The following is a 22,966-nucleotide window of genomic DNA, read 5'->3' on the forward strand; positions in this document are numbered from 1 at the left end:
GCGGCGCTCAGGCCGGCGCCCCCGTGACGAGCGCGCGGACCGCGGCGGCGTCGCTCAGCTCCAGGGCGCGCGACGCCAGCTCGCGCGCCCCGCCGGCGTCGGTCGCGCGCACGGCCGCCTTGGTGCCGGGCACGAGCGGCGGCGCCACGCTCAGCTCCCGCACGCCGAGGCCCACGAGCACGGGCACCGCGACGGGGTCGGAGGCCGCCTCGCCGCACACCGCCACCCGGCAGCCGTGCGGCCCGGCCGCGCGGACGACGCCGTCGATCAGGCGCAGCACGGCGGGGTGGAGCGGGTCCGCGAGCCGGGCGAGGGCGCCGTTGCCGCGCTCGGCGGCCATCGTGTACTGCACCAGGTCGTTCGTGCCGATCGACAGGAACGCGACGTGCGGCGCGAACGCGCCGGCCAGCACGGCCGCGGCCGGCACCTCGACCATCACGCCCACCTCGGGGTCGCCGGCCGGGATGCCCTCGGCGGCGAGCGCGTCCCGCGCCTGGTCCAGCAGCCCGAGGGCGGCCCGCAGCTCGCCGACCTCGCTCACCATGGGGAACATGATCGCGAGCGGGTGCTCGGCCGCCGCCCGCAGCGCCGCGCGCAGCTGCACCACCATCAGCTCGGGCCGCTCCAGCGACAGGCGCACCCCGCGCACGCCGAGGAACGGGTTGTCCTCGGGCGGGCGGGTCAGGTAGGGCAGGGGCTTGTCGCCGCCGGCGTCGAGCGTGCGCAGGGTGACCCGCCGCCCGGCCAGCGCGGCGGCGCTGGCGACGTAGGCGAGCCGCTGCTCCTCCTCGTCGGGCGCCTCCGCGCGGCCCAGGAACAGCAGCTCGGTGCGCAGCAGCCCGACCCCGTCGGCGCCGGCGGCGACCGCCTGCAGCGCGTCGCCCGGCGCGCCGATGTTGGCCTCCACCTCGACGCGCACGCCGTCGCGGGTCACGGCCGGCTCGTGGGCGTGCTCGCGGGCCGTCTCGGCGCGCCGCGCGTCGTCGGCGTGGCGCGCCCGGTGGGCCTCGACCACGTCGGGCGGCGGGTCGACGGTGACCGTGCCCGCGTCGCCGTCCACCAGCAGCGGCGCGCCGTCCGCGACGGCCAGCACCCGCGGCCCGAGGCCCGCGACGTACGGCACGCCGATCGCCCGGGCGATGATCGCGGCGTGCGAGCTCGGCCCGCCGCCCGCCGACGCGACGGCGGCCACCCGCTGCGGATCGAGGACGGCCGCCTCGGCCGCGCCCAGCTCGCCCACCACCACCACGCCCGGGGCGGCCTCCTCGTGCGCCGCGCCCGCCAGGTGGGCCAGCACCCGCCGGCCCACCTCGCGCAGGTCGGCGGCCCGCTGGCGCAGGTACTCGTCGTCGAGCGCGTCGAAGGCCGCCGCCGCCGCGCGGACCGCCCGGTCCCACGCCGCCGCCGCCGAGACGCCCTCGGCCAGCGCGCGCGAGGCGACGGCCACCAGCTCCTCGTCGTCGAGCACGAGCAGCTGGGCCTCGATGATCTCCGCCGCCTCGCGCCCGGCGCGCTCGGCGGCGAGCTCGCCCGCCGCGCGCAGGTCCGCGGCGGTGGCGGCCCGCGCCTCGAGCAGCGCCCACTCCTCCTCGTGCGGCGTGCCGGCCGGCGCTGGGTCGGGCGGCTCCGGCTCGCGGGGCACCCGCGCGGGCCCGATGCCGGCCCCGGGGGCCGCGGCGACGCCGCGCAGCTGCTCGCCGGCGGCGGGCGGGGCCGCCTCGGGCCGCTCCGGCGCGGCGGCGGGCGCGGGCGCGGCGTCGGCGCCCTCGGCGATGGCCGCCAGCAGCGCCCCGAGCGCCGCGCGCGCGTCGGGACCGCGCGCGGCGATGCGCACCCGGTGGCCCTCCAGCACCCCGAGCGCCGACAGCGCCGTGAGGCTGCGGGCCGAAGCCGGGCCGGTGCCCGCGGAGTCGTTGCTGATCCGCACGTCGGCGTCGAGCCCGGCCACCGCCCGCACCAGCGAGGCCGCCGGGCGCGCGTGCAGGCCGAGCGGGTCGCGGATGACGGCCGTCGCCTCCTCCCAGCCCTCGCCCTCGCCGCCGTCGCGCGCCGGCCGGCCCGCGGGCGCGCCGTCGCCGCCGTCCCCGGGCGCGCCGAGGTGGGCGCGCTTGCCGGCGAGGCCGCGCAGCGCCTCGGCCTCCACCTCGTCGAGCCCGGCGCCGCCGCGGGCGGCCGCGGCGGCCGCCACCGCCCCCTCCACGAGCGGGGCGGCGCACAGGCGCACGCGCCCGCGGGCGTCGTCGGGCAGCAGGTCGATCGCCGTCTCCGCGCTCATCACCGCCGAGCCGAGGTCCATCAGCACCAGCGCCTCGCCCCCGCCTCCGAGCACGCGCTCGAGGGCGGCCATCACGAGGGCCGCGTCGGTCCCGGTCGGCCGCCCCGGCTCGTCGAGCCCGCCGGCGGCCTCGACCGGCACCTCCGGCCCGGCCATCTCGCGCGCGAGCTCGGCCACGCCGTCGGCCAGCCCGGCGCTGTGCGAGACGATGACGACCCCGACCACGCGGCGGTCAGCCGAGCCCGTACGAGCGGTGCAGCATCGCCACCGGGTGCACCGAGGGCACGCCGGTCGCCTCGGCGATGTGCCAGCGGCAGGTCTCCGAGTCGCACACCGACAGCTCGGCGCCCGACTCGCGCACCTGCCCGAACACCGGCTCGCCCACCGCCATCGCGACGTCGTACTTCTCGCGCTTGAGCCCGTACGTGCCGGCGACGCCGCAGCAGACCGCGTCGACCTGGCGCGGCCGCAGGCCCGGGATGAGCCGCATGAGGTCCATCGCGGGCGTGCCGACGCCGTGTCCGCGCAGCTGGCAGGGCGCGTGGTAGGGCACCTCCATGTCGAGCGGCGTCAGCAGGTCGGTGCGCAGCTCGCCGCGCTCGTGCATGAGCGCCAGGTACTCGCAGATGTCGTACATCCGGCCGGACACCGCCCGCAGGTCGTCGTCGTCCTCCATGTCCAGGATCTCCCGCGCCTCGCGCTTCAGCATCAGGCCGCAGCTCGTGGACGTGGAGACGATGTCATGTCCGGCGCGGGCGTAGGGGGCGAGCGAGCCGGCGAGGCGGCGGACGTAGTGGCGCGCCGCGGGGTAGAGGCCGTTGCTCTGCAGGGGCAGGCCGCAGCAGCCCTGGCGGGGCACGATCACGTCGAGGCCCTGCATCTCCAGCACGCGCACGGCCATCTCGGCGGTGTGCGTCTCGTAGTAGTTCGCGGCGCAGCCGTGGAAGTAGACGACCGCGGGGCGCTCGCCGGGGCGGCCGGGCGGCTGGCGGCGCAGGCGCGTGCGGCTCTGGAAGGTGCGGCCCGCCCACGTCGGCAGGGCCGCCCGGCGGTGGACGCCGACGGCGCGCTCCACCGCCGCGCGCACGAGGCGGTTGCGCGCCAGCCGGTTGGCGAGCGGCGCGACCGGCGCCCCCAGGCGCCCGGCCAGCGTGGGCCGCGCGATGAGCCGGTCGCGCAGCGGGATGCCGCGCTCGGCGGCCATCTCGGCCTTGGCGATCGAGTTGATCTCGGCGATCTTCACGCCCTGCGGGCAGACGTGGGTGCAGATGCCGCAGCTCGAGCACCAGGTGAGCGAGTCGTCCGGCGAGGGGCCCTCGCCGCGGAAGCGCTCGGCCTGCGGGCCCACGTACTTCGGCCCGGGGAACAGCGGCGTCGCGGCCGACACGGGGCAGTACGTCTCGCAGATCGTGCACTTGACGCAGTTGTCGAGCGAGCCGCGCACGGCGTCGTGCAGGGGGTGTGCCATCAGGTGTCCTCCAGGATCGTGCACGCCGCGCGGTGGCCCGCCGCGATCGCGATGCCCTCGCCGGACTTCTCCCGCCAGGGCACCGCCCCGGCGATGATCGAGCCGGCCGCCCGCAGGTTGCCCCACACGGGCGCGCCCGACGCGTCGACCGGCCGCAGCCGGTCGTCCACCCGCACCCCCGCCGCCATGAGCGGGTGCTCGTCGAGGTGGCGCGGGCCGAGGCCGCGCCCGCCCCCCGGCGGCCCGGCCACCGGCAGGCCGAGGGCCGGCTCGCGCACCGCGCCGTACGAGTCGAGCTCGACGCCGCCCGACTCGAAGCCGCCCGTCGCGAGCACCACGTGGTCGGCCGGCACCGCGCGCACGCGGGCGGCGTCGCGAATGCGCACCGCGTCGATGCGCCCGCCGGAGCCGTCGACGCCGACCGCCTCGGGCCCCACCACCATCCGCCCGCCGGCCTCGCCGAGCGCGCGGGTGAGCAGCAGGTTGAGTCGCATGCCGGGGATGCAGGGGGGCAGCGTCGGCACCTCCGCGATCGGCGCGCCGGCCCGCTCGCAGAGGTCCTCCCAGGCCTCGGCGGAGGCCCGCATCCCGAGCACCGCCGGCATCAGCACGGTCTCGCCGGGCTCCACGATCGCCCGCAGCTCGGCGGCCAGCCCGGCGCGGGCCCCCGGCTCGTCCAGGGCGCGGGCGAAGTAGTGGCCCTGCACGTCGGCGCCGGGGCGCGGGCTCCAGGTGGCGACCGCGTGGCGCGCCTCCACGGCCGCGCCGCCGGGCAGGGCGGCCCGGCGCAGGTTGTCGGCGAGGTACGCCGGGAAGAAGTCCTTCAGGGCGCGCAGCCCCACGGCCACCACCCGCCGCCCGCCGCGCAGGTCGCCCGCGGCCATGCCCGCCGGCGCCATCGCGGTGGGGCGCGCCACCCCGGCGGCGGTCGGGAGCAGCATGTTGGCGGCGAGGTCGCCGCCGTAGCGCAGCGGCGCCGCGACCCCGCGGAACCAGTCGAGCGCCTCCTCGAGCGGCGCGCCGGCCAGCTGCGCGTAGGGGTGCTCCGGCCGGGCGGCGACCCACCCGGCGAGGGTCTCGCCGGGGGCCTCCACCCGCTCGGGCGCGTAGCCCAGCACGTCGATCATCCCGGGGGTCAGGTGCAGGCCGCCGGTGCCGCGGCTGAACACCGTCACGTCGGCGCCGCCCTGCGCCAGCCGCAGGGCGCAGACGAGGCCGGCGAGCCCGGCGCCGATGACCGCGACCCGCGTCACGCGGGCGGGGTGACCGGCAGGTGCTCGACGTCGAGCGCGCCCTGGAAGATCCAGTCGTCGATGCACGCCTGGCGCATCCCCCGCCCGGCGAGGATCGGCTCGATGCCGAGCCAGCGGTGGTGCAGGAACTGCAGCAGCAGCTCGTCGGCGCGCGGGCCGTCGGCGTCGCCGATCGCGTGCAGCACGCCGGCGGCGCGGTAGGTGCAGAAGCCGCCCTGGCAGGGCCCCATCCCCAGCCGCAGCACGCGGCGGACGTCGTCGAGGTTGAGCCCGGGCCGGCTCGCGGCGGCGGCCTCCAGGCGGCTGCGCTGCATGAGCTCGCACTCGCAGATGAGCTGGTCGTCGGGCATGACCTCCTCCTGGCGGCGCAGCCGCGAGCCCAGCCAGTAGGGGCGCCCGTCCTCGGACCCCGGCAGCGGCTCGGCCGCCGTGCGGCACGGGCGCGGGTCGCCGAGCTGCTCGCCCATCGCGTCGACGACGGTCTCGGCCATCAGCCGGTACGTGGTCAGCTTGCCCCCGGTGATCGTGAGGAAGCCCTCGACGCCGTCGCGCTCGAGGTGGTCGACCAGCGCGAGCCCGCGGCTCATGTGCCGGGTGTCCTGGGCGCCGTCGGCGCGCTCGTCCGTGAACAGCGGCCGGCTGCCCGACCAGGCGTGCAGCGCGCGCGACTCGCGGAAGCCGGGCACCAGCACCTCGCCGGCGTCGAGCATCTCCTGCACCTGGTCGCGGGCGATCGAGAGGTCGTCCGGGGTCGGGGCCTTCACGTCGGTGGTGCCGATGACGCAGACCGTGTGGATCGGGACCAGGATGTCGCCGTCGCCGGGCAGCTCGCAGCGGTTGATCACCGTCCCCACCAGCCGGTGGTTCATCGCGATCATGATCCCCTTGCCCGGCACCACCGTCACGCCGGGGCAGCCGGCCATGTCGGCGAGCTGGCCGGCCCAGACGCCCGCGGCGTTGATCGTGAAGCCCGCCTCGATGCGCACCTCCCGGTGGCCGCGGTTGTCCTGCGCGGTCACGCCGGCCACGCGGTCGCCGTCGCGCAGCACGCCCGTCACCCAGTGGTAGGGGAGGATCCGGGCGCCGTGCTCCCTGGCCGAGCGGGCGTTGCCCCAGAGCAGGGTCCACGAGTCGATGGACGCGTCGGCCACCTCGAAGGCGCGCGAGATGGCGGGGTTGAGCCGGGGCTCGCGGCGCAGGGCCTCGGCCACCGGCACCTCCTCGGCCGCGACGCCGTGCTCGGCGCACCCCGCGAGGAACCGGTCGGCGTACGCGGGGTCGTCGGCCGGGGTGGTGACGAAGAGCCCGCCCGTGTCCTCCACCGCGTCGGCCGCGATGCGGCGCAGGATCGCGTTCTCCTCGGCGCACTCGGTCGCCGAGCGCGGGTCCGAGACGACGTAGCGGCCGCCCGAGTGCAGCAGCCCGTGGAAGCGGCCGGTGGTGCCCTGGCCCAGGTCGACCCGCTCCACGAGCACGGCCGACCAGCCCCGCATGGCGGCGTCGCGCACGACCCCGAGGCCGGTCGCGCCGCCGCCGATGACGAGGACGTCACATCCGATGGTGGTGGTCAGCCCTCGTCCTCCACCCAGTCGAACGTGCGGGTGACCGCCTTCTTCCAGCCGCGGTACTCGCGCTCGCGCCGGTCCGCCTCCATGGAGGGCGTCCAGCGCTTGTCCTCCACCCAGTTCTCGCGCAGGTCCTCCTGCTCGGTCCACATGCCGACGGCGAGGCCCGCCGCGTAGGCGGCGCCGAGCGCGGTGGTCTCGGCGACCGCCGGCCGGATGACGTCGACGTCGAGGATGTCGGCCTGGAACTGCATCAGGAGGTCGTTCGCCACCATGCCCCCGTCGACCTTCAGCGACTCCAGGGCGACGCCGGAGTCGGCGTTCATGGCCTCCACGACCTCGCGGCTCTGGTAGGCGGTGGCCTCCAGGGTGGCCCGGGCGATGTGGCCCGCGGTGGCGTAGCGGGTGAGGCCCGCGATCACGCCGCGCGCGTCCGAGCGCCAGTACGGCGCGAACAGGCCCGAGAAGGCCGGCACGAAGTAGACCCCGCCGTTGTCCTCGACGGTCATCGCCAGCTCCTCGACCTCCGGCGCGGCCTTGATCATCTTGAGGTTGTCACGCAGCCACTGCACGAGCGCGCCGGTGATCGCGATCGAGCCCTCGAGGGCGTACACCGTCTCGGCGTCGCCGATGCGGTAGGCCGGCGTCGTGATGAGCCCGTGCTTGCTCTGCACCGGCTCCGTGCCCGTGTTGAGCAGCAGGAAGTTGCCGGTGCCGTACGTGTTCTTGGCCTCGCCGACGGCGAAGCAGGTCTGGCCGAACAGGGCCGCCTGCTGGTCGCCGAGGTCGCCCGCGACCTGGATGCCCTCGACCGCCTTCGTGCGCGCCTCGCCGTAGACCTCGCTCGACGCGTGGACCTCGGGCAGCATCGCCCGCGGCACGCCGATGGCCGACAGCAGGTCGTCGTCCCAGTCGAGCGTCTGCAGGTTCATCAGCAGGGTCCGGCTGGCGTTGGTCACGTCGGTGATGTGCAGCCCGCCGTCGGTGCCGCCGGTCAGGTTCCAGATCACCCAGGTGTCCATGTTGCCGAACAGCAGGTCGCCGGCCTCTGCGCGCTGCTCGGCGCCCGCCACGTTGTCGAGGATCCAGCGGATCTTCGGCCCCGAGAAATAGGTGGCGATCGGCAGGCCCGTCTGCTGCCGGAAGCGGTCCTGACCGCCCTCGGCGGCGAGGCGGTTGCAGATCTGGTCGGTGCGCGTGTCCTGCCACACGATCGCGTTGTGCACCGGCTCGCCGGTGCTCCGGTCCCACACGACGGCGGTCTCGCGCTGGTTGGTGATGCCGATCGCCGCGAGCTGGTCCTTGTCGAGCCCCGCCGACTGCAGCGCCTCGCCGATCACCTCCTCCGTGCGCCGCCAGACCTCCATGGGGTCGTGCTCCACCCAGCCGGGCTTGGGGTAGATCTGCTCGTGCTCCTTCTGGGCGATCGAGACGACGTGCCCGCCGGAGTCGAAGACCATGAAGCGGGTGCTCGTGGTCCCCTGGTCGATCGCGCCTGCGTACTCGGCCACCTCTCCTCCGATCCTGTCGCTATCCGGCCCACGTCTGCGCCGCGCACCGCACCAGCAGGGCGCTCGACGTGGCGCCCGGGTCCTGATGCCCCGCGCTGCGCTCGCCCAGGTAGCTCGCGCGCCCCTTGCGGGCGACGAGCGGGATGGTCGCCCGCATGCCGTCCTCGGCCGCGTCGGCGGCCGCGGCGAGCGCGTCCGCGAACGCGGCGCCCTCGCCGATCGCCGCCCGCATCGCGGCCGCCGCCGGCAGCAGGGCGTCCACCATGGTCTTGTCCTGCGGCTCGGCCTTGCCGCGCGCCTGCACCCCCGCCACGCCGGCCTCGAACGCCCCCAGCCAGCCCTGCGGCGTGAGCGTGTCGCCGCCGGCCGCCGAGCCGAACTGCAGGAAGAACGTGCCGTAGAGCGGCCCGCCCGCCCCGCCGACCTTCGAGATGAGCGTCATCCCGACCGCCCGCATCAGCGCCGGCGCGTCGGCCGGCTCCCCGGCGTCGAGCTTGGCGACGACGGCCGTCATGCCGCGGCTCATGTTCGTGCCGTGGTCGGCGTCGCCGATCGCCGAGTCGAGCCGGGTGAGCTCGTCCTTCACCTCCTCCACCGCGGCCGCGAACCGCCGCAGCCACGCGACGAGCTCCCCGGTGGTGATCTCCTCCGCGCCGCTCACGCGCCCCACCGCAGGCCGGCGGTCCGCACGGGCGCGTCCCACAGCCGCGTCATCTCGTCGTCGAGCTGGAGCAGGGTGATCGAGCAGCCCGCCATCTCGAGCGAGGTGATGTACGAGCCCACGAGGCTGCGCGCGATCGTGATGTCGCGCTCCTCGAGGAATCGCCGCAGCTCCTCGAACACGAGGTAGAGCTCGATGAGCGGCGTGCCGCCCATCCCGTTGACGAAGGCCAGCACGCGGTCGCCGGAGGCGAACGGCAGGTCCTCCACGATGGCCGTGGCCATGCGGCCGACGATGTCGCGGGCGCGCTCGAGCGGCAGGCGCTCGCGCCCCGGCTCGCCGTGGATGCCGATGCCGATCTCCATCTCGTCCTCGCCGAGCTCGAACGTCGGCGTGCCGGCGCTCGGCACGGTGCAGGAGGTGAGCGCCATGCCCATGCTGCGCGCGCGGTCGTCCACCCGCCGGCAGAGGTCCGCGACGGTCGCGAGGTCCTTGCCCTCCTCGGCCGCCGCGCCGACGATCTTCTCGGCCAGCACCGTGGCGCCCACGCCGCGCCGGCCGGCGGTGTAGAGGCTGTCCTGCACGGCCACGTCGTCGTCGATGACGACCGCCTCGACCGTGACGCCCTCCTCCCGGGCGAGGTCGGCCGCCATCTCGAAGTTCAGCACGTCGCCGGTGTAGTTCTTGACGATGTGCAGCACGCCGGCGCCGCCGTCGACCGCCTTCGTCGCCTCGAGCATCTGGTCGGGGGTGGGGGAGGTGAAGACCTCCCCCGGGCAGGCGACGTCGAGCATGCCGCGGCCGACGAAGCCGCCGTGCATCGGCTCGTGCCCCGAGCCCCCGCCCGACAGCACGCCCACCTTGCCCGCGACCGGCGCGTCGGCGCGCACCACGTACGCGGGGTCGAGGTTCACCCGCAGGATGTCGCCGTGCGCGGCCGCCATGCCGCGCAGGCTGTCGGCGACCAGGTCGGCCGGGTCGTTGAGGAGCTTCTTCACGACTCGTCCTCCACGGTCTCCCCGCGGCTGATGACGTCGAGGTCCTCGGGCTTGCGCCGGGCGTGCAGGATGTCCTCGATGACGAACTTGTAGATCGCGGCGCCGATCACCGCACCGATCAGCGGTCCGACGACCGGCACCCACCAGTATGCGCCGAGGTTGTTCTGCGCCCCCGGGAAGGCGGCGTCGCCCCAGCCCATCAGCCACGTCAGCACGCGCGGGCCGAAGTCACGTGCCGGGTTGATCGCGTACCCGGAGTTGGCGCCCCACGACATGCCGATCGCGAAGACCCCGAGGCCGATGATCAGCGGCGCGAGGTTGGCCTTGGGCGGCAGGTTCATCCTGTCCACCACGGCGAAGATGATCAGCAGCAGGAAGGCCGTCCCGATCACCTCGGTGATGAACGGTCCCCAGTAGTCGTCGAAGTACGGCGCCGGTGGCGTCACGAAGATGCTGACGGTCCCGTCGCCGCCGTCGCGCTCGATGCCGTTCGCCGCCTCGAACGCCTGGATCGCGTCCCGGTAGGTCATGTACACCAGCGCGGCGCCGGCCAGCGCACCGAGCACCTGCGCGACGATGTACCCGGGCACCTTGCGCCACGGGAAGCGGCCGAACGACGCGAAGGCGACCGTCACGGCCGGGTTGATGTGCGCCCCGGTCACGCCGCCGGCCACGTAGACGCCGAACACGACCGCCATGCCCCATCCCCAGCAGATGAGGAGCCAGTCGGCGTCGGAGGTGATCCCCTCGCCCCTGCCCGACAGTGGCAGGGCGGCCACATACATGGCGACCACCGCCGTGCCGAAGCCGACCAGCACGAATGTGCCGAGGAACTCGGCCAGGTACTCACCGGCGGGAGTGCCCCGCCAGCCCGTCTTCCCGGGCGGGACACCGCTCCCGCCGCCCGGAACCCGCCCTGCCTCGTCGGCCACGTCGCCCCCTTCTCGAGAGGTTGTGTCGATCGTGACGAGTATCTCCGCGGGAGCCGTGAGGCGAAACCCCCATCCGCGTCACGCGATCCGCCGAAACCACCGGCGTCAGCCGGAGGGTCCCCCCGGCGGGGTCGCCTCGGATCCCCCGGACGCCGCTCCGGGACGCCGGCGCAGCACGATGCGGTTCTCCTCGCCGCGCAGCAGGCGGCCGATGTTGGCCCGGTGGAGCGCCAGCACGGCGGCGGCCGCGATGCCGGTGAACACGACGCTGGCGACGTCGTAGCCCAACGACCACACGAGCGGTGTCGCCGCGGCCGCCCCGGTGATGCTGGCCAGCGACGAGTAGCGGGTCGCGAGCAGCACGACGAACCACAGGCCGAGCAGGATGGCGGCCGCGAGCGGCATGAGGCCGATGACGGCGCCGCCGCCCACCGCGACCCCCTTGCCGCCCTTGAAGCGCAGCCAGACGGGGAAGACGTGGCCGGCCATCGCGGCGCCGGCGGCGACGGCGGGCCACGGATCGTCGGCGATCGCGCGCGCCACGAGCACCGCGACGACGCCCTTGCCGATGTCCGCCGCCATCACCGCGACGCCCATGCGGGTGCCGAGGGCCCGGAAGACGTTCGCGGCGCCGAGGTTGCCGCTGCCGACGGTGCGCAGGTCGATGCCGCGGCTCATGCCCGCCAGGTAGGCGAACGGGATCGAGCCCAGCAGGTAGGCGATCGCGATCGCCGCGGCGGCGCTCACGGGCCGCCCACCACGTCCGGCCGGGCGGCGGCCCGGCGGGAGGAGATGCGCCAGCGCGCGGCCACGAAGTAGTTGGCGCCGCTCAGCACCGTCAGCGCGAGCGCCAGGTAGAGCAGTCCGTCCTCGACCGCCCCGGCGACGCCCGGCACGATGATCACCGCCACGGCCACGTTCTGGCTCAGCGCCTTCGCCTTGCCGAAGCGGTCGGCGGTGATGACCACGTCCTCGGCGGCGGCGACCATGCGCAGCCCGGTCACCGCGAACTCGCGGCCGATGATGATCATCGCGGCCCAGGCGGCCACCTCGCCCGTCTCGACCAGCGACACCAGCACCGCGGAGATCAGCAGCTTGTCGGCGAGCGTGTCGAGGAAGGCGCCCGCGGTGGTCACGAGGCCGCGCGAGCGCGCCAGCCAGCCGTCGATCGAGTCGGTGGCGCAGGCGACCACGAAGAGCCCGAAGGCCCACCAGCGCGCCCCGTCGATCCCGTCCACGAGCAGCAGCACCATGAGCGGCGGGATCGCGACGATCCGGACCGCCGTGAACCACAACGGCGCGTTCATGGGGCCGGGTCGCACGCGGCCAGCATATCCACCGCCCGGCGGGCCCCCGCGGTCAGGGCTCGTCGTCGCGGAACGCGTCGCGCAGGCGCCGCGCGCGCCGCCGGGACGTGGCCGCCGCGACGGCGGCGATCACCAGCACGCCGATGATCGCGCCCCACGGCAGGTCGTCCTCCGTGCCGGTCGCGACGGCCACGGCGAGCACCGCCGCCACGGCCACGACGCCGATCGCCACCACGTTGCGCAGCGGGTCGCGCGGCGGCCGCGGCGCGTCGGCCTCCGGCTCGGCGGCCGCGGGCCCGGGCACCGGCGCGGGTGGGCGCCCCTGCGGGGGGCCGGGTCGCGAGCGCGGCCGGCGCCGGGGCGGCTGGGGGTCCATGGCCCCAGGGTAGCCGCGCCCGACGCCGGCGCCTCCCTCAGGGCGCCGCCGGGGCGTCGCCGTCGCCGGGGCCGGCGCCGCCGGCGCCCGTCGCGCCGCGCAGCACGCCGCCCGCCGTCAGCATCACGAGCAGGCCGATGCCGATGATCAGGAACACGATGCCGGTGGCCAGCGCGAACAGCGAGATCTGCTCGCCGACGAACGACAGCTCGAGGCCGGTGGCAAGCGCGCGCTGTGTCACCCACAGATCACGCGAGGGGTTCGACTTGGGCTGACCGGTCTCCGGGTCGGTCGCCGCCTCCTGTGGGTTGCTCGTCTCCTCGCCGTCCTCGGTCAGGAACCGGCCCATCTCCGAGAACGTCCGCCCGCCCGTGCTCTCGAGCGTGTGGACCCGCATCCAGTCCGCGAAGCAGCGGGCCTCGGTGCCGTTGTCGATCGGCTCGCCGGCGACGTCGCAGTCCGGGAGCTCCATGCCCGCGACGGGCTCGCCCTCGAAGGTGTCGGGGCTCATGTCCGGGGAGCCCACGATCTGCTCACGGGCGATCGTGTCGTGCACCTCGTCGCGTGAATCCACGCCGAGGTAGATCCAGATGGCGCCGAGGACGATCAGCAGCACCCCGGCTGCGACCCCCCCGAGCCAGAACATCCGTCGAACCCGCGCTCGATCCACGCCGCCCTCCAGTCGTTCGCCTACACGCCTTCGGCTTCCCCGTTCAAGCGAGCGGCGCAAACCCCTGCGCGACGGCGGTGCGAGTCACGCGCGCACCGCCGCGAGCACGTCCGCGGCCCGCGGGCGGGCGGCCCCCGCGCCCGCGTGGCCCAGGCCCTCGAAGTCGCCCCGCAGGGCCTTCAGCGCGACGCGCTCGGCGTCGATCTCGGCGCGCGTGCGGGCCCCGAGGCGCCGCATCACGGGCAGCGGCGGGCACCAGCCCTGGACGCCGTGCTGCAGCAGGAATGGCAGCACCACGCCGGGCAGGATCAGCCAGCGACGGTCGGCCAGCACGCCGAGCGAGAGGCCGCCGAGGGCCAGGATGGAGGCGTTGATCTCGAGCAGCCGCTCGACGTCCGACTCCCCGTCGAGCTCGCTCAGGCGGCGATCGATCGCGTCGCGGCCCTGCGCCGCGCACGCGTCGATGCGCGCGGCCGTCGCCTCGTCGATGTCGTGGAGCACCTCGGCGGCGGTGCTCTCCCGCACCCGGTCGGCGTCGGGGACGCCGCCGGGGGTGGTGTGGTCGTCCATGGGTCGCTCCTCCGTCGCGGACTGGCCGCGAACGGCGCGGACGGCGGCCCGCCGCCCGTACCGTGCGCGCTGATCGGTCATCTGCCCGGCGGTCCGCCCGCCGGAACGGCCGCCGGACCGGCCGGCGCCGCTTCAGCTTCCGGCGCCGCGTGCCGAGGTACGTCGGCGACGTCCACCGCCGAAGGAGCCGGATCCACCGATGCGCATTCGCTCGCGGAGCAGAGCCGACCACGTCCTCGCCCAGGTGGCCGACCGCCTGGAGAGCCTCGAACGGCACTGCGCCGGCGGGCTGCGCGCCGGCCTCCAGGCCATGGAGGCCGGCGACCTCTCCGTGCGGGTCGACGCCGTCACGGTCCCCGTGGAGGAGCGCTCGGGCGACCCGGCCGTCGACCGGGTGGCCGAGCGGCTCGACGCGCTGATCCGCACCGTGCAGGCGTCCGTGGCGGCCTACGACGCCGTCGCGGCCGAGTACGCCGCCGCGCTCGGCGACCGCTCCTCGCTGCGCGACCTGCAGGGGCGCCTCGACTCGCTGACCGACAACTGCCTGGCCGGGCTCACCGAGGGGCTCGCGCGGATGGCCCAGGGCGACCTCGGGTACGCCGTCGAGCCGGTCACCGAGCCACTCGCCGCGCCCGGGGGCCTGGCGCTCGGGTCGCTCGGGACGACGTTCAACCGGACGCTCGCCAACCTGCAGGGCTCGGTGGCCGACTACAACCGGATGCGCGGCGAGCTCGGCGCGGTGATCGGCGAGATCCGCGACATGGCGGGCACCCTGGCCGCCGCGTCGCAGGAGATGTCGGCCACCGCGGAGGAGACCGGGTCGTCGGTCGAGGGCATCGCGCGGCTCATGGCCGGCGTCGCCGAGGGCGCCGGCCGGCAGGACGAGATGGGGGCGACCGCCGCGGAGGTCGGCGGCGAGGCCGCCGGGCTGGCGGCGCAGGCGCGGGAGGTGGCCGACCGCGGCGTGCAGCTCACCGTGGCGATCGCCTCGATCGCCGACCAGACCAACCTCCTCGCTCTGAACGCGGCGATCGAGGCCGCGCGCGCCGGGGAGAACGGCCGCGGGTTCGCCGTGGTCGCCGACGAGGTGCGCAAGCTGGCCGAGTCGGCGGCCGCCGCGTCGGCCGAGACCCGCGACGCCTTCGCCGAGCTCGCCGGCTCGGTCGACCGCACCGCCGGCTGCGTCAGCCGGCTGGCCGACGCCACGCGGGAGATCTCCGAGGTCACCCGCGAGACCCGTCAGGCGGCCGACCACGTCGCCGGCGCCCTCGAGGGCACCAGCGCCGCGGGCGAGGAGGTGGCCGCCGCCAGCGAGCAGGTCGCCGGCACGGCAGAGCGCCTGGTGGCCGCCGTGGGGCGCTTCAGCCTGGGCTGACCGCCGCCCCTGCCCGGTGGGCCGCGAGCATCGCGGCCACCCCGCGGTCGACGTCTGCGGCGTCGGTGCGCCAGTTGCACACCGAGATGCGGATCCCGGCGGCGCCGCGCCAGACCGTGCCGCTGGGGAAGCACTCGCCGCCGCGCTGCACCTGCGCCAGCACGCGCCTGGTGTGCGCGTCGTCGTCGCGACCGGCCGGGTCGCGGAACCGCACCACGACCTGGTTGAGGCACCGCCCGAGCACCTCGGCGCCGGGGGCGGCGCCGAGGCGGGCCGCGTAGCGGTCGGCCATGGCGCAGCAGCGCTCGACGAGCTCGGCGACGCCCTCGCGGCCCAGGTGCCGGATCGCCGCCCAGACCGGCACGCCGCGCGCCCGCCGCGAGAGCTCGGGCGTCACGTCGACCGGGTCGCGCAGCGCGGCGTCGCCGCCCTCGGGCAGGTACGCCGCGCGCACGCCCATCGCGCGCCGGTGGGCGCCCGCGTCGGCGCAGATCGCCATGCCGCAGTCGTAGGGCGTGTTGAGCCACTTGTGTGCGTCGGTCGCCCAGGAGTGGGCACGCTCGGCGCCCGCGAGCAGCGCCCGCCGCCGCGGCGCCGCCCGCCCCCAGAGCCCGAAGGCGCCGTCGACGTGCAGCCACGTGTCCGCGCGGCCGCGGGCATCGACGGCGTCGGCGAGCTCGTCGAGCGGGTCGACCCCGCCGCCGTTGACGTTGCCGGCCTGGGCGCACACGATCACCGGCCCCTCGAGCCGCGCGAGGATCGCCTCGAGCGCGCGGGGCTCCATCCGGCCGGCGCCGTCGGCGGCGGCCACCCGGGCCGTCCGCCCGCCGAGGCCGAGCGCGCGCAGGGCGACGTCGATGGTGTCGTGGCGCTCGGCGCCGGCCACCACGTGCACCCGGGGGGCGCCCTGCAGGCCGTCGCGCTCCACGTCCCACCCGTGGGCCGCCAGCACGCCGTTGCGCGCCGCCGCCAGGCAGACCGTGTTCGCCGCCTGGCCGCCGGTCACGAAGCCGACCGAGGCCGAGCGCGGCAGGTCGAGCAGCTCCAGCACCCAGTCGCCCGCCACCTGCTCGATCATCGTCGTCGCCGGGAACGGCTCGGCCATGGCGCTGTTCTGGTCCCACGCGCTCACCAGCCAGTCGGCCGCGATCGCGACCGGCAGCGCCCCGCCGATCACCCAGCCGTGGAAGCGGCCCGACCCGGTGGCCATGAGCCCCGGCGGCGCCAGCGCGGCCAGCTCGCGCACCACCACCACGGCGCCGTCGCCGCGCTCGGGCAGCGGACCGGCGACGGCCGCGAGCATCCCGGCCGCGTCGACCGCGGGGCCCACCGGCCGCCGGTCGAGGCCGTCGAGCCACTCCAGCGCGGCCCCGGCGGCCGCGGCGAGGCACCCGTCGTAGTCGGCCTCGAGCATGGCGCGGTCGACTCTACGGCGGGCGCGCCGCGCCGCGCTTCCCCGATGCGGCCGCCGGCCGGGTGGGGTGAGCGGCGCCCCGGGCGGGGAGCTCGGCGGGGGTGGCCGGGGGGACGGGGCTCGCCGCGCTGCCCGGCATCCGCGACCGGGCGCCGGTGCACGACCGCGCCGAGGTCGCGATGGAGGCGGACGACGACCACCTCGACCCGGGCGGCGTCGTGCACGGCGGCGCCATCGCGACCCTCGTCGACGTGGCGATGGGCCGGGCCGACGCGTCGGGCCTCGGCGACGACGAGCGGCCGGTCACCATCGAGATGAAGCTGAACGACCTCGAGCCCGCGCGGCCCGGCGGGCTCGTCGCGATCGCCGAGGTGTGCCGCCGCGGGCGCCTCGTCACCGGGCACGGGTTGATCCCGGCGGCGGACGTCAGGCGCGCATGCCGCGCAGCACCAGCTCGGCGAGCCGGTGCGCCGCCCGCGGGCCGATCCCGGCCAGCTCGCGCAGGGCGCAGAAGACCAGCCGCAGGTCCTCGTGCCCCGCGTCGTCCCGCAGCGCCCCGGCGGCGCGGGCCCGATCGACCAGCGCCGCGAGCGCGTCGGTCGCCTCCCGGCGCGCCGCGCGCACCTCCGCCGAGCCGAACGCCGCCTCGTCCCACGCCGACTGGGAGAGGGCGTCGCCCACGCAGTCGTCCACCGTCGCGTGCGTCGCCCGCGACAGCGCCTCCCACGGGTCGGGCTCCTCCAGCGCGGCCAGGAACCGCCCGCGCAGCACCCGCGAGCGCCCGATGACGAGCGCGGCCAGCAGGTCGTCCTTGCTGCCCACCTGGCGGTAGACGCTCGCGACCCCGGCGCCGATCGCCTCCGCGATCACCGGCATGGGCACGTCGATCCCCTCGCGGGCGAACACGGCGTCGGCCACGGCGTAGGTGCGGCGGCGCTTCTCGTCGGCGGTCAGCGACCCCCACGGTGCCGGAACGGTCATTCCGGTAGCGTAGCGGCATGCCACCACTCAGATCCCGCACCGTCACCCACGGCCGCAACATGGCCGGCGCCCGGGCGCTCCTGCGCGCCGCGGGCGTCGCGCGCGAGGACTTCGGCAAGCCGATCGTGGCCGTGGCGAACTCCTACACGCAGTTCGTCCCCGGCCACACCCACCTGCAGCCGGTCGGCCACATCGTGGCCGAGGCCGTCTCGGCCGCCGGCGGCATCCCGCGCGAGTTCAACACGATCGCCGTCGACGACGGCATCGCCATGGGCCACGGCGGGATGCTCTACTCGCTGCCCTCGCGCGACCTCATCGCCGACAGCGTCGAGTACATGGTCAACGCGCACTGCGCCGACGCGCTCGTCTGCATCTCCAACTGCGACAAGATCACGCCGGGGATGCTCAACGCCGCCCTGCGACTCGACATCCCGACGGTCTTCGTGTCGGGCGGCCCGATGGAGGGCGGCACCGCGGTGCTCGTGGACGGCACGGTCCGCACCCGCGTCAACCTGATCAGCGCGATCGCCGACGCGGTCGCCGACACGGTGTCCGATGAGGACATCGCGATCATCGAGGAGTCCGCCTGCCCGACCTGCGGCTCGTGCTCGGGCATGTTCACCGCCAACTCGATGAACTGCCTCACCGAGGCGCTCGGCCTGGCGCTGCCGGGCAACGGGTCGGTCCTGGCCACGCACACCGCCCGCCGGCGCCTCTACGAGGCCGCCGGCCGCACGGTCGTCGACATCGCGCGCCGCCACTACGACGAGGACGACGCGTCGGTGTTGCCGCGCGCGATCGCCACGCGCGCCGCGTTCGAGAACGCCATGACGCTCGACATCGCCATGGGCGGCTCCACCAACACGGTGCTCCACCTCCTCGCCGCCGCGCAGGAGGCCGGGGTCGACTTCACGATGCGTGACATCGACGCGCTCTCGCGCCGCGTCCCCTGCCTGACGAAGGTGGCCCCCAACGGCACCTACCTGATGGAGGACGTCCACCGGGCCGGCGGCATCCCCGCCATCCTGGGCGAGCTGCGCCGCGGCGGGTTGCTCGACGAGGGCGTCACGACGGTCCACGCCCGCACCCTCGGCGAGTGGCTGCGCGACTGGGACATCCGTGGCGGCCACGCGTCCGACGAGGCGCTGGAGATGTTCCACGCGGCGCCCGGCTGCGTGCGCTCGGCCGCGGCCTTCTCGCAGTCCGAGCGCTGGGAGTCGCTCGACACCGACGCCGCCGCGGGCTGCATCCGCGACGTCGCGCACGCCCACTCGGCCGACGGCGGCCTGGCGGTCCTCCACGGTAACCTCGCAGAGCGCGGCTGCGTGGTGAAGACCGCCGGCGTGGACGAGTCGATCCTCACCTTCAGCGGCCCGGCGGTCGTGGTGGAGTCGCAGGAGGAGGCGGTGGACCGGATCCTGAACGGCGGCGTCCGCGAGGGCGACGTGGTCGTGATCCGCTACGAGGGGCCGCGCGGCGGGCCGGGCATGCAGGAGATGCTCTACCCGACGTCCTACCTCAAGGGCCGCGGCCTGGGCGCGGCCTGCGCGCTGGTCACCGACGGACGCTTCTCCGGCGGCACGTCGGGCCTGTCGATCGGCCACGTGTCGCCCGAGGCCGCGTCCGGCGGCGCGATCGCCCTCGTGGAGGACGGCGACACGATCACGATCGACATCCCGGCCCGCCGCATCACGCTCGACGTCCCCGACGACGAGCTGGCCGAGCGGCGCGAGCGCCTCGAGGCGGCCGGGGGCTACGCGCCGGCCGCCCGCGAGCGCGTCGTCTCGCCGGCGCTGCGGGCCTACGCGGCGATGGCGACCTCAGCCGACACCGGCGCGGTGCGCGACGTGGCGGCCGTCGAGCGCGCCGTCGCCGCGGCGACCGACCTGCGCGGGGCGGCCCTCCCGGGCTGAGGCGCCGCTCCCCCGGAACGCCGAGGGCCCGCTCGTGGAGCGGGCCCTCGGGTGGAGCGGGAGTGACGGGACTGAGGTTGAACCTGACCCCATCCGCTCGGAGCTGCCAGGCGCGTTCATGGCCGTGATCTCAACCCGCCGCGTTCGCCCGGATGCCGCGTCAGCTGCCGAGCACGCGCGTGAGAAGTTCGCGCCGGCTCCCGACGGCTGCCTTGGTGAAGATCGACTTGAGATGATCTTGGACGGTGTGGGTGGAGAGCGACATCTCCGTTGCGATGCGACGCGTATCCCCACCGGCGCAGAGCCGATGGACGAGTTCTGATTCGCGCTCGGTCAGCCCATGGACGCGGCCGAACAGGTCGGCGAGTTCGGCCGGAGCGGCTCTCTCGATCGTGACGGCGATCGCCTGGTCCTCCGGCGACTCGCGGTCGCCGATGCGGCCGGCGCGCAATGTCAGCCAGAGGCCGTTCTCCGCATGCACGCGCGCCCTCGGCGGGTTGCGGTCGACACCGGCCTCGACGGCGAGCAGTTGTGCTGCGACGTTGTAGGCGGCGGCCGGGATAGGCTCGTCGTCCCGGGTCGGGAGCAGCGCGCGCAAGACGCCCGGCGCGGCCGGCGTCTGGCCGAGCACGGTGAGCGTCGGGGACAGCAACAGCACCACAGGTCCCGTCTGCTGGAGCGGGGACGGGCGCGCCGCGAACGCATGCGCCTGGCAGCGCCTGAGAGCGGCGGTCACCTGCGCCCGAGCTTCCGTGAGCACTGCTCGCTCGGCGGCGGAGAAGGGCGGTCCGTCCTCGGCGCACCAGAGGTCGAGGAACGCCCAACAGCCATGCCGATCCGAGAAGGCAGCCGACGCGACGTCGCCGATCCCGTGCCGGCGGAGGGTCTCCCTCCACGGCCGGTCGGCCGGTGCATCCGTCGCCGTGGGCGCCTCGTGCAGAGTGGCGATCGACCCCCTGAGCATCGTCCAGCGATTGGTTGGCGTGAGGTACTTGGTCCGGATGAGGTCCGGCAGGCGCGCCGTGAGGGCTGCGGGTACGCGGGCGAGCGGCAAGGTGCCCACTGCGGTCTCGGGATCGGTCAGCACCCAGACGTGCGCGTCGAACGGCACCGGACCTCGGAGTGCGTCGAGGAGCCGCGCGCGGAGCCCGCGGGAATCGGCGTCGGCGACGGTTTCGCAGATCTCGATGAGGCGCGCGGGAACCTGTGGTCGTGCCACGAAGTCAGCGTAGCCGCGGGGGTGGTGACCGAGAACCCCAGGGATCTGGGATATCCGTCGAGGGCAGCGGCCCCTAGTGTCGGGGTCCAGCCCCAGCGACGAGGAGCGGCCATGCCGACCCTGCACATCGAGCATCCCATCTCGGACATTGCGGCCTGGCGCGCCGCATTCGACCGGTTCTCGCCGGTCCGCGCACGGGCAGGGGTGTCGGAGGTGCGCGTACAGAGCCCGGTCGACGACCCGCATTACGTGGTCATCGACCTCGACTTTCCCACTGCGGCCACCGCACAGGCGTTCGAGCGTTTCCTGCGGGAGAGCGTCTGGACCTCCCGGGAGACCTCGCCGGCCCTCGCCGGTACGCCACGGACACTGGTGCTCGCTCCGGTCGGTAGCGCCTGAGAGGCCGGGACCGGACGCGGGCCGGACCGAAGGTCATCGGCTCGCGCGCGTGGATGGATCGTCCGGGGCCAGCCGCTTCACGAGCGAGGGTGCGAAGGCGGTCGTGCCGGCAGGTCGCGCCGGCGCGACCTGCCGGCCGGGGGCTGCCCCACGATGGGGCGGGCGTCTCATCGAGCCGGCCCATGGCCGGGACCCTCGTCGACGTCTCGGCCGAGGGTGCGCCCGCCGGGCGCGCGCCGGAGGTTCCTCGTGGCGGAAACGAGGACCCGGCATCCGGGCGTACGACGCAGAGAGGCCCGCTTTCGCGGGCCTCTCTGGAGCGGGAGTGACGGGACTCGAACCCGCGGCCTCCGGATTGACAGTCCGGTGCTCTAACCAATCTGAGCTACACCCCCACGCGCGCGTCGCGGGGTGGGACGGAGTGGGCGGTGACGGGTTCGAACCGCCGGCCACCTGCGTGTAAAGCAGGCGCTCTACCGCTGAGCTAACCGCCCGCACCTCGTACGGCGACGGGGAAAGATAGCAGCCCGCGGCGCTCCCGGCGCGCCGCCCGGCCCGCTCGTGGCCGCGCGCCGCCCCGGGCGGCGACGGTAGGTTCTGCGCCCATGGGCAGAGGGGGACCGCGATGTGGCTGACGTTCCGGACGGGCGCCGACGAGGGGCGCTCCGCCGAGGTGGTGGGGGACCGGTTCGTCGTCGGCCGCGATCCGTCCTGCGACCTGGTCATCGACGACCCGCGGGTGTCGCGCCGGCACGCGGCCCTCCGGCGCCTCGGCGACGGCCGGGTGGAGCTGGAGGACCTCGGCTCGGCCAACGGCACCTTCGTCGACGGCGCGCGGCTGGCCGGCGCGGTGACGCTCGCGGGCGACGAGACCGTGCAGGTGGGCGACACCCTGCTCGCGACCTCCCTGCGGCCCCTGACCGGCTCCGAGACGGTGGTCGGCGGCGCGGTCCCGCCGCCGCCCCCGCCCGCGCCCGGAGCGGCGGGGGGCCGCGCGGGCGAGGGGCAGTCGCCGTCGGTGGTCGAGCGCATCCGCCTGCGGCGCACCACGCGGGTCGCCGTGCTGGCGGCGGCCGCGGCGGTCGTCGTGGCGGCCGCGGTGGTGGTGCTCGCGGTCACCGGCGCGTTCGGCGGCGACGACGGGCCGGCCGAGGCGTCGATCCCCGAGATCGTCGACCGGGTGCGCCCGTCGACCGTGGTGATCAACGCGCTGGTCGACGGTCAGGCGGCCGGCAGCGGCACCGGCTGGGTGCTGGACGCCGGCCAGGGCCTGATCGTGACCAACGCCCACGTGGTCAACGGCGGCACGCGCTTCACGGTGGGCGTCGAGGAATCGCAGCGGCCGGCGGAGATCGTCGCCGTGGCGCCGTGCGAGGACCTCGCGCTGCTCGAGGTCGAGGACACCTCGGGCCTGGTGACGCTGCCGCTCGGCTCCCAGGCCGACCTGCGCCAGGGGCAGACCGTGATCGCGGTGGGCTACCCGGGCACGGCGTCGGAGCGGGCGAACCTGGTGCCCACGACCGGCGTCGTGTCGGTGATCAGCACCCGCTTCGACTTGGCGGGCGTCGACGTGCCGCAGTACCCGAACGTCATCCAGACCGACGCGGCGATCAACCCGGGCAACTCGGGCGGCCCGCTGGTCGACACGCAGGGCCGCCTGGTGGGCGTCAACTCGGCGGGCATCACCCTGCTCGGCGACCGCACCATCCAGGGCCAGGGCTACGCGATCGGCGTGGACCGCGTGCGGGAGATCGTGCCGCGCCTGCGCAGCGGCGACTCGGTCGGCTGGACGGGCATGGGCCTCGTGCACGTGACCGACCCGGCCGCCACGGCGGGCTCGGGCCTGCCGCCCGAGGCCGGCCTCGCCGTGGTCACCGCCGTGCCCGGCTCACCCGCCGAGGAGGCCGGCTTCGGGCAGCGCCCCGAGCTGGTGGTGGCGGTCAACGGGCAGCGGATGGACGGCAGCCTGCCGGCCTACTGCGAGGCGATCGACGACGGCGAGGGCGCCCGCGAGGCCATCTTCACCGTGGTCGACGACCTCGAGGGCACGCGCGACGTGACCGTGCCGTTCGACTGACC

Annotated in this window: 20 protein-coding genes, 2 tRNA genes and 1 pseudogene; 5 read left to right on the plus strand and 18 right to left on the minus strand. The window is 75.7% G+C overall.

Features of this window, described 5'->3' with window-relative positions; translation table 11 throughout:
- Nucleotides 1-7: 7 nt before the first annotated feature.
- From ptsP to ITJ85_RS01685, 13 genes are all read right to left on the minus strand, one after another.
- A complete protein-coding gene (ptsP, locus tag ITJ85_RS01625; protein WP_217914617.1) occupies nt 8-2,500 on the minus strand; it encodes a phosphoenolpyruvate--protein phosphotransferase in 2,493 nt (830 codons plus the stop codon).
- A 7-nt stretch (nt 2,501-2,507) separates the two neighbouring features.
- Complete coding sequence (locus ITJ85_RS01630) at nt 2,508-3,743, minus strand: anaerobic glycerol-3-phosphate dehydrogenase subunit C (RefSeq protein ID WP_217914618.1); 1,236 nt, start codon at nt 3,741-3,743, stop codon at nt 2,508-2,510.
- Complete coding sequence (gene glpB / locus ITJ85_RS01635) at nt 3,743-4,996, minus strand: glycerol-3-phosphate dehydrogenase subunit GlpB (protein ID WP_217914619.1); 1,254 nt, start codon at nt 4,994-4,996, stop codon at nt 3,743-3,745. The genes ITJ85_RS01630 and glpB overlap by 1 nt, the downstream gene beginning before the upstream one ends.
- On the minus strand, nt 4,993-6,555 hold the full coding sequence (glpA, locus tag ITJ85_RS01640; RefSeq protein ID WP_343232984.1) for an anaerobic glycerol-3-phosphate dehydrogenase subunit GlpA: 1,563 nt from the start codon (nt 6,553-6,555) through the stop codon (nt 4,993-4,995). Before glpA ends, glpB begins: the two co-directional genes overlap by 4 nt.
- Before the next feature lie 8 nt (nt 6,556-6,563).
- Nucleotides 6,564-8,072 (minus strand): glycerol kinase GlpK, encoded by a 1,509-nt coding sequence (glpK, locus tag ITJ85_RS01645; RefSeq protein WP_217914620.1) that lies wholly within the window; start codon nt 8,070-8,072, stop codon nt 6,564-6,566.
- 19 nt (nt 8,073-8,091) lie between these two features.
- Complete coding sequence (gene dhaL / locus ITJ85_RS01650) at nt 8,092-8,733, minus strand: dihydroxyacetone kinase subunit DhaL (protein ID WP_217914621.1); 642 nt, start codon at nt 8,731-8,733, stop codon at nt 8,092-8,094.
- Entirely contained in the window at nt 8,730-9,731 is a 1,002-nt protein-coding gene (gene dhaK, locus ITJ85_RS01655; protein ID WP_217914622.1) for a dihydroxyacetone kinase subunit DhaK, read from the minus strand. Before dhaK ends, dhaL begins: the two co-directional genes overlap by 4 nt.
- Nucleotides 9,728-10,663 (minus strand): MIP/aquaporin family protein, encoded by a 936-nt coding sequence (locus ITJ85_RS01660; protein ID WP_217914623.1) that lies wholly within the window; start codon nt 10,661-10,663, stop codon nt 9,728-9,730. The genes dhaK and ITJ85_RS01660 overlap by 4 nt, the downstream gene beginning before the upstream one ends.
- Nucleotides 10,664-10,768: 105 nt before the next feature.
- Entirely contained in the window at nt 10,769-11,410 is a 642-nt protein-coding gene (gene plsY, locus ITJ85_RS01665) for a glycerol-3-phosphate 1-O-acyltransferase PlsY (RefSeq protein WP_217914624.1), read from the minus strand.
- Complete coding sequence (pgsA, locus tag ITJ85_RS01670; protein WP_217914625.1) at nt 11,407-11,985, minus strand: CDP-diacylglycerol--glycerol-3-phosphate 3-phosphatidyltransferase; 579 nt, start codon at nt 11,983-11,985, stop codon at nt 11,407-11,409. Before pgsA ends, plsY begins: the two co-directional genes overlap by 4 nt.
- Nucleotides 11,986-12,022: 37 nt before the next feature.
- Nucleotides 12,023-12,346, minus strand: coding sequence for a hypothetical protein (locus ITJ85_RS01675; RefSeq protein WP_217914626.1), 324 nt, complete (start codon nt 12,344-12,346; stop codon nt 12,023-12,025).
- Nucleotides 12,347-12,383: 37 nt separating this feature from the next.
- Nucleotides 12,384-12,992, minus strand: coding sequence for a hypothetical protein (locus tag ITJ85_RS01680; RefSeq protein ID WP_217914627.1), 609 nt, complete (start codon nt 12,990-12,992; stop codon nt 12,384-12,386).
- Nucleotides 12,993-13,100: 108 nt separating this feature from the next.
- Nucleotides 13,101-13,586, minus strand: coding sequence for a hypothetical protein (locus tag ITJ85_RS01685; RefSeq protein WP_217914628.1), 486 nt, complete (start codon nt 13,584-13,586; stop codon nt 13,101-13,103).
- Between the two features lie 199 nt (nt 13,587-13,785).
- On the opposite strand from ITJ85_RS01685, the gene ITJ85_RS01690 reads away from it, so the two are divergent.
- Nucleotides 13,786-14,961, plus strand: a complete 1,176-nt coding sequence (locus ITJ85_RS01690; protein WP_217914629.1) for a methyl-accepting chemotaxis protein — start codon at nt 13,786-13,788, stop codon at nt 14,959-14,961.
- On the opposite strand, the gene ITJ85_RS01695 is transcribed toward ITJ85_RS01690, so the two are convergent.
- Nucleotides 14,948-16,375 carry a pyridoxal phosphate-dependent decarboxylase family protein gene (locus ITJ85_RS01695; RefSeq protein ID WP_217914630.1) on the minus strand — a complete coding sequence of 476 codons (1,428 nt, stop codon included), beginning with the start codon at nt 16,373-16,375 and terminating at the stop codon, nt 14,948-14,950. The two genes, ITJ85_RS01690 and ITJ85_RS01695, sit on opposite strands and share 14 nt — an antisense overlap.
- 155 nt (nt 16,376-16,530) lie before the next feature.
- Here ITJ85_RS01695 and ITJ85_RS17575 point away from each other — a divergent pair.
- Nucleotides 16,531-16,755: pseudogene (locus ITJ85_RS17575) on the plus strand (PaaI family thioesterase); the annotation flags it as partial.
- A 46-nt stretch (nt 16,756-16,801) separates the two neighbouring features.
- Here the strand turns inward: ITJ85_RS17575 and ITJ85_RS17070 are convergent.
- Nucleotides 16,802-17,356, minus strand: a complete 555-nt coding sequence (locus ITJ85_RS17070) for a TetR/AcrR family transcriptional regulator (RefSeq protein WP_246496306.1) — start codon at nt 17,354-17,356, stop codon at nt 16,802-16,804.
- A gap of 17 nt (nt 17,357-17,373) precedes the next feature.
- Between ITJ85_RS17070 and ilvD the strand changes: the two genes are divergently transcribed.
- Nucleotides 17,374-19,269 carry a dihydroxy-acid dehydratase gene (gene ilvD, locus ITJ85_RS01705; protein WP_217914631.1) on the plus strand — a complete coding sequence of 632 codons (1,896 nt, stop codon included), beginning with the start codon at nt 17,374-17,376 and terminating at the stop codon, nt 19,267-19,269.
- Nucleotides 19,270-19,429: 160 nt separating this feature from the next.
- Here the strand turns inward: ilvD and ITJ85_RS01710 are convergent, their stop codons facing one another.
- Nucleotides 19,430-20,488, minus strand: coding sequence for a helix-turn-helix transcriptional regulator (locus ITJ85_RS01710; RefSeq protein ID WP_217914632.1), 1,059 nt, complete (start codon nt 20,486-20,488; stop codon nt 19,430-19,432).
- Nucleotides 20,489-20,599: 111 nt separating this feature from the next.
- Here ITJ85_RS01710 and ITJ85_RS01715 point away from each other — a divergent pair, with 111 nt between their 5' ends.
- Entirely contained in the window at nt 20,600-20,887 is a 288-nt protein-coding gene (locus tag ITJ85_RS01715) for a hypothetical protein (protein ID WP_217914633.1), read from the plus strand.
- 320 nt (nt 20,888-21,207) lie between these two features.
- On the opposite strand, the gene ITJ85_RS01720 is transcribed toward ITJ85_RS01715, so the two are convergent.
- A tRNA-Asp gene (locus ITJ85_RS01720) sits at nt 21,208-21,282 on the minus strand.
- A 27-nt stretch (nt 21,283-21,309) separates the two neighbouring features.
- Nucleotides 21,310-21,381 (minus strand) — tRNA-Val (locus ITJ85_RS01725).
- A 131-nt stretch (nt 21,382-21,512) separates the two neighbouring features.
- Between ITJ85_RS01725 and ITJ85_RS01730 the strand changes: the two genes are divergently transcribed.
- A complete protein-coding gene (locus ITJ85_RS01730; protein ID WP_217914634.1) occupies nt 21,513-22,964 on the plus strand; it encodes a trypsin-like peptidase domain-containing protein in 1,452 nt (483 codons plus the stop codon).
- The last annotated feature ends 2 nt before the right edge of the window (nt 22,965-22,966 follow it).

The organism is Miltoncostaea marina, assembly GCF_018141525.1.
Lineage (GTDB): Bacteria > Actinomycetota > Thermoleophilia > Miltoncostaeales > Miltoncostaeaceae > Miltoncostaea > Miltoncostaea marina.

What these genes read in the sequence shown, in the direction of transcription:
- ITJ85_RS01675 (WP_217914626.1), bottom strand. Translation starts at nt 12,346, where the DNA reads ATGGACCCCCAGCCGCCCCGGCGCCGGCCGCGCTCGCGACCCGGCCCC.
- ITJ85_RS01690 (WP_217914629.1), top strand. Translation starts at nt 13,786, where the DNA reads ATGCGCATTCGCTCGCGGAGCAGAGCCGACCACGTCCTCGCCCAGGTG.
- ITJ85_RS01695 (WP_217914630.1), bottom strand. Translation starts at nt 16,375, where the DNA reads ATGCTCGAGGCCGACTACGACGGGTGCCTCGCCGCGGCCGCCGGGGCC.
- ITJ85_RS01680 (WP_217914627.1), bottom strand. Translation starts at nt 12,992, where the DNA reads ATGTTCTGGCTCGGGGGGGTCGCAGCCGGGGTGCTGCTGATCGTCCTC.
- ITJ85_RS01730 (WP_217914634.1), top strand. Translation starts at nt 21,513, where the DNA reads ATGTGGCTGACGTTCCGGACGGGCGCCGACGAGGGGCGCTCCGCCGAG.
- ITJ85_RS01630 (WP_217914618.1), bottom strand. Translation starts at nt 3,743, where the DNA reads ATGGCACACCCCCTGCACGACGCCGTGCGCGGCTCGCTCGACAACTGC.
- ITJ85_RS01715 (WP_217914633.1), top strand. Translation starts at nt 20,600, where the DNA reads ATGCCGACCCTGCACATCGAGCATCCCATCTCGGACATTGCGGCCTGG.
- ITJ85_RS17070 (WP_246496306.1), bottom strand. Translation starts at nt 17,356, where the DNA reads ATGACCGTTCCGGCACCGTGGGGGTCGCTGACCGCCGACGAGAAGCGC.
- ilvD (WP_217914631.1), top strand. Translation starts at nt 17,374, where the DNA reads ATGCCACCACTCAGATCCCGCACCGTCACCCACGGCCGCAACATGGCC.
- ITJ85_RS01685 (WP_217914628.1), bottom strand. Translation starts at nt 13,586, where the DNA reads ATGGACGACCACACCACCCCCGGCGGCGTCCCCGACGCCGACCGGGTG.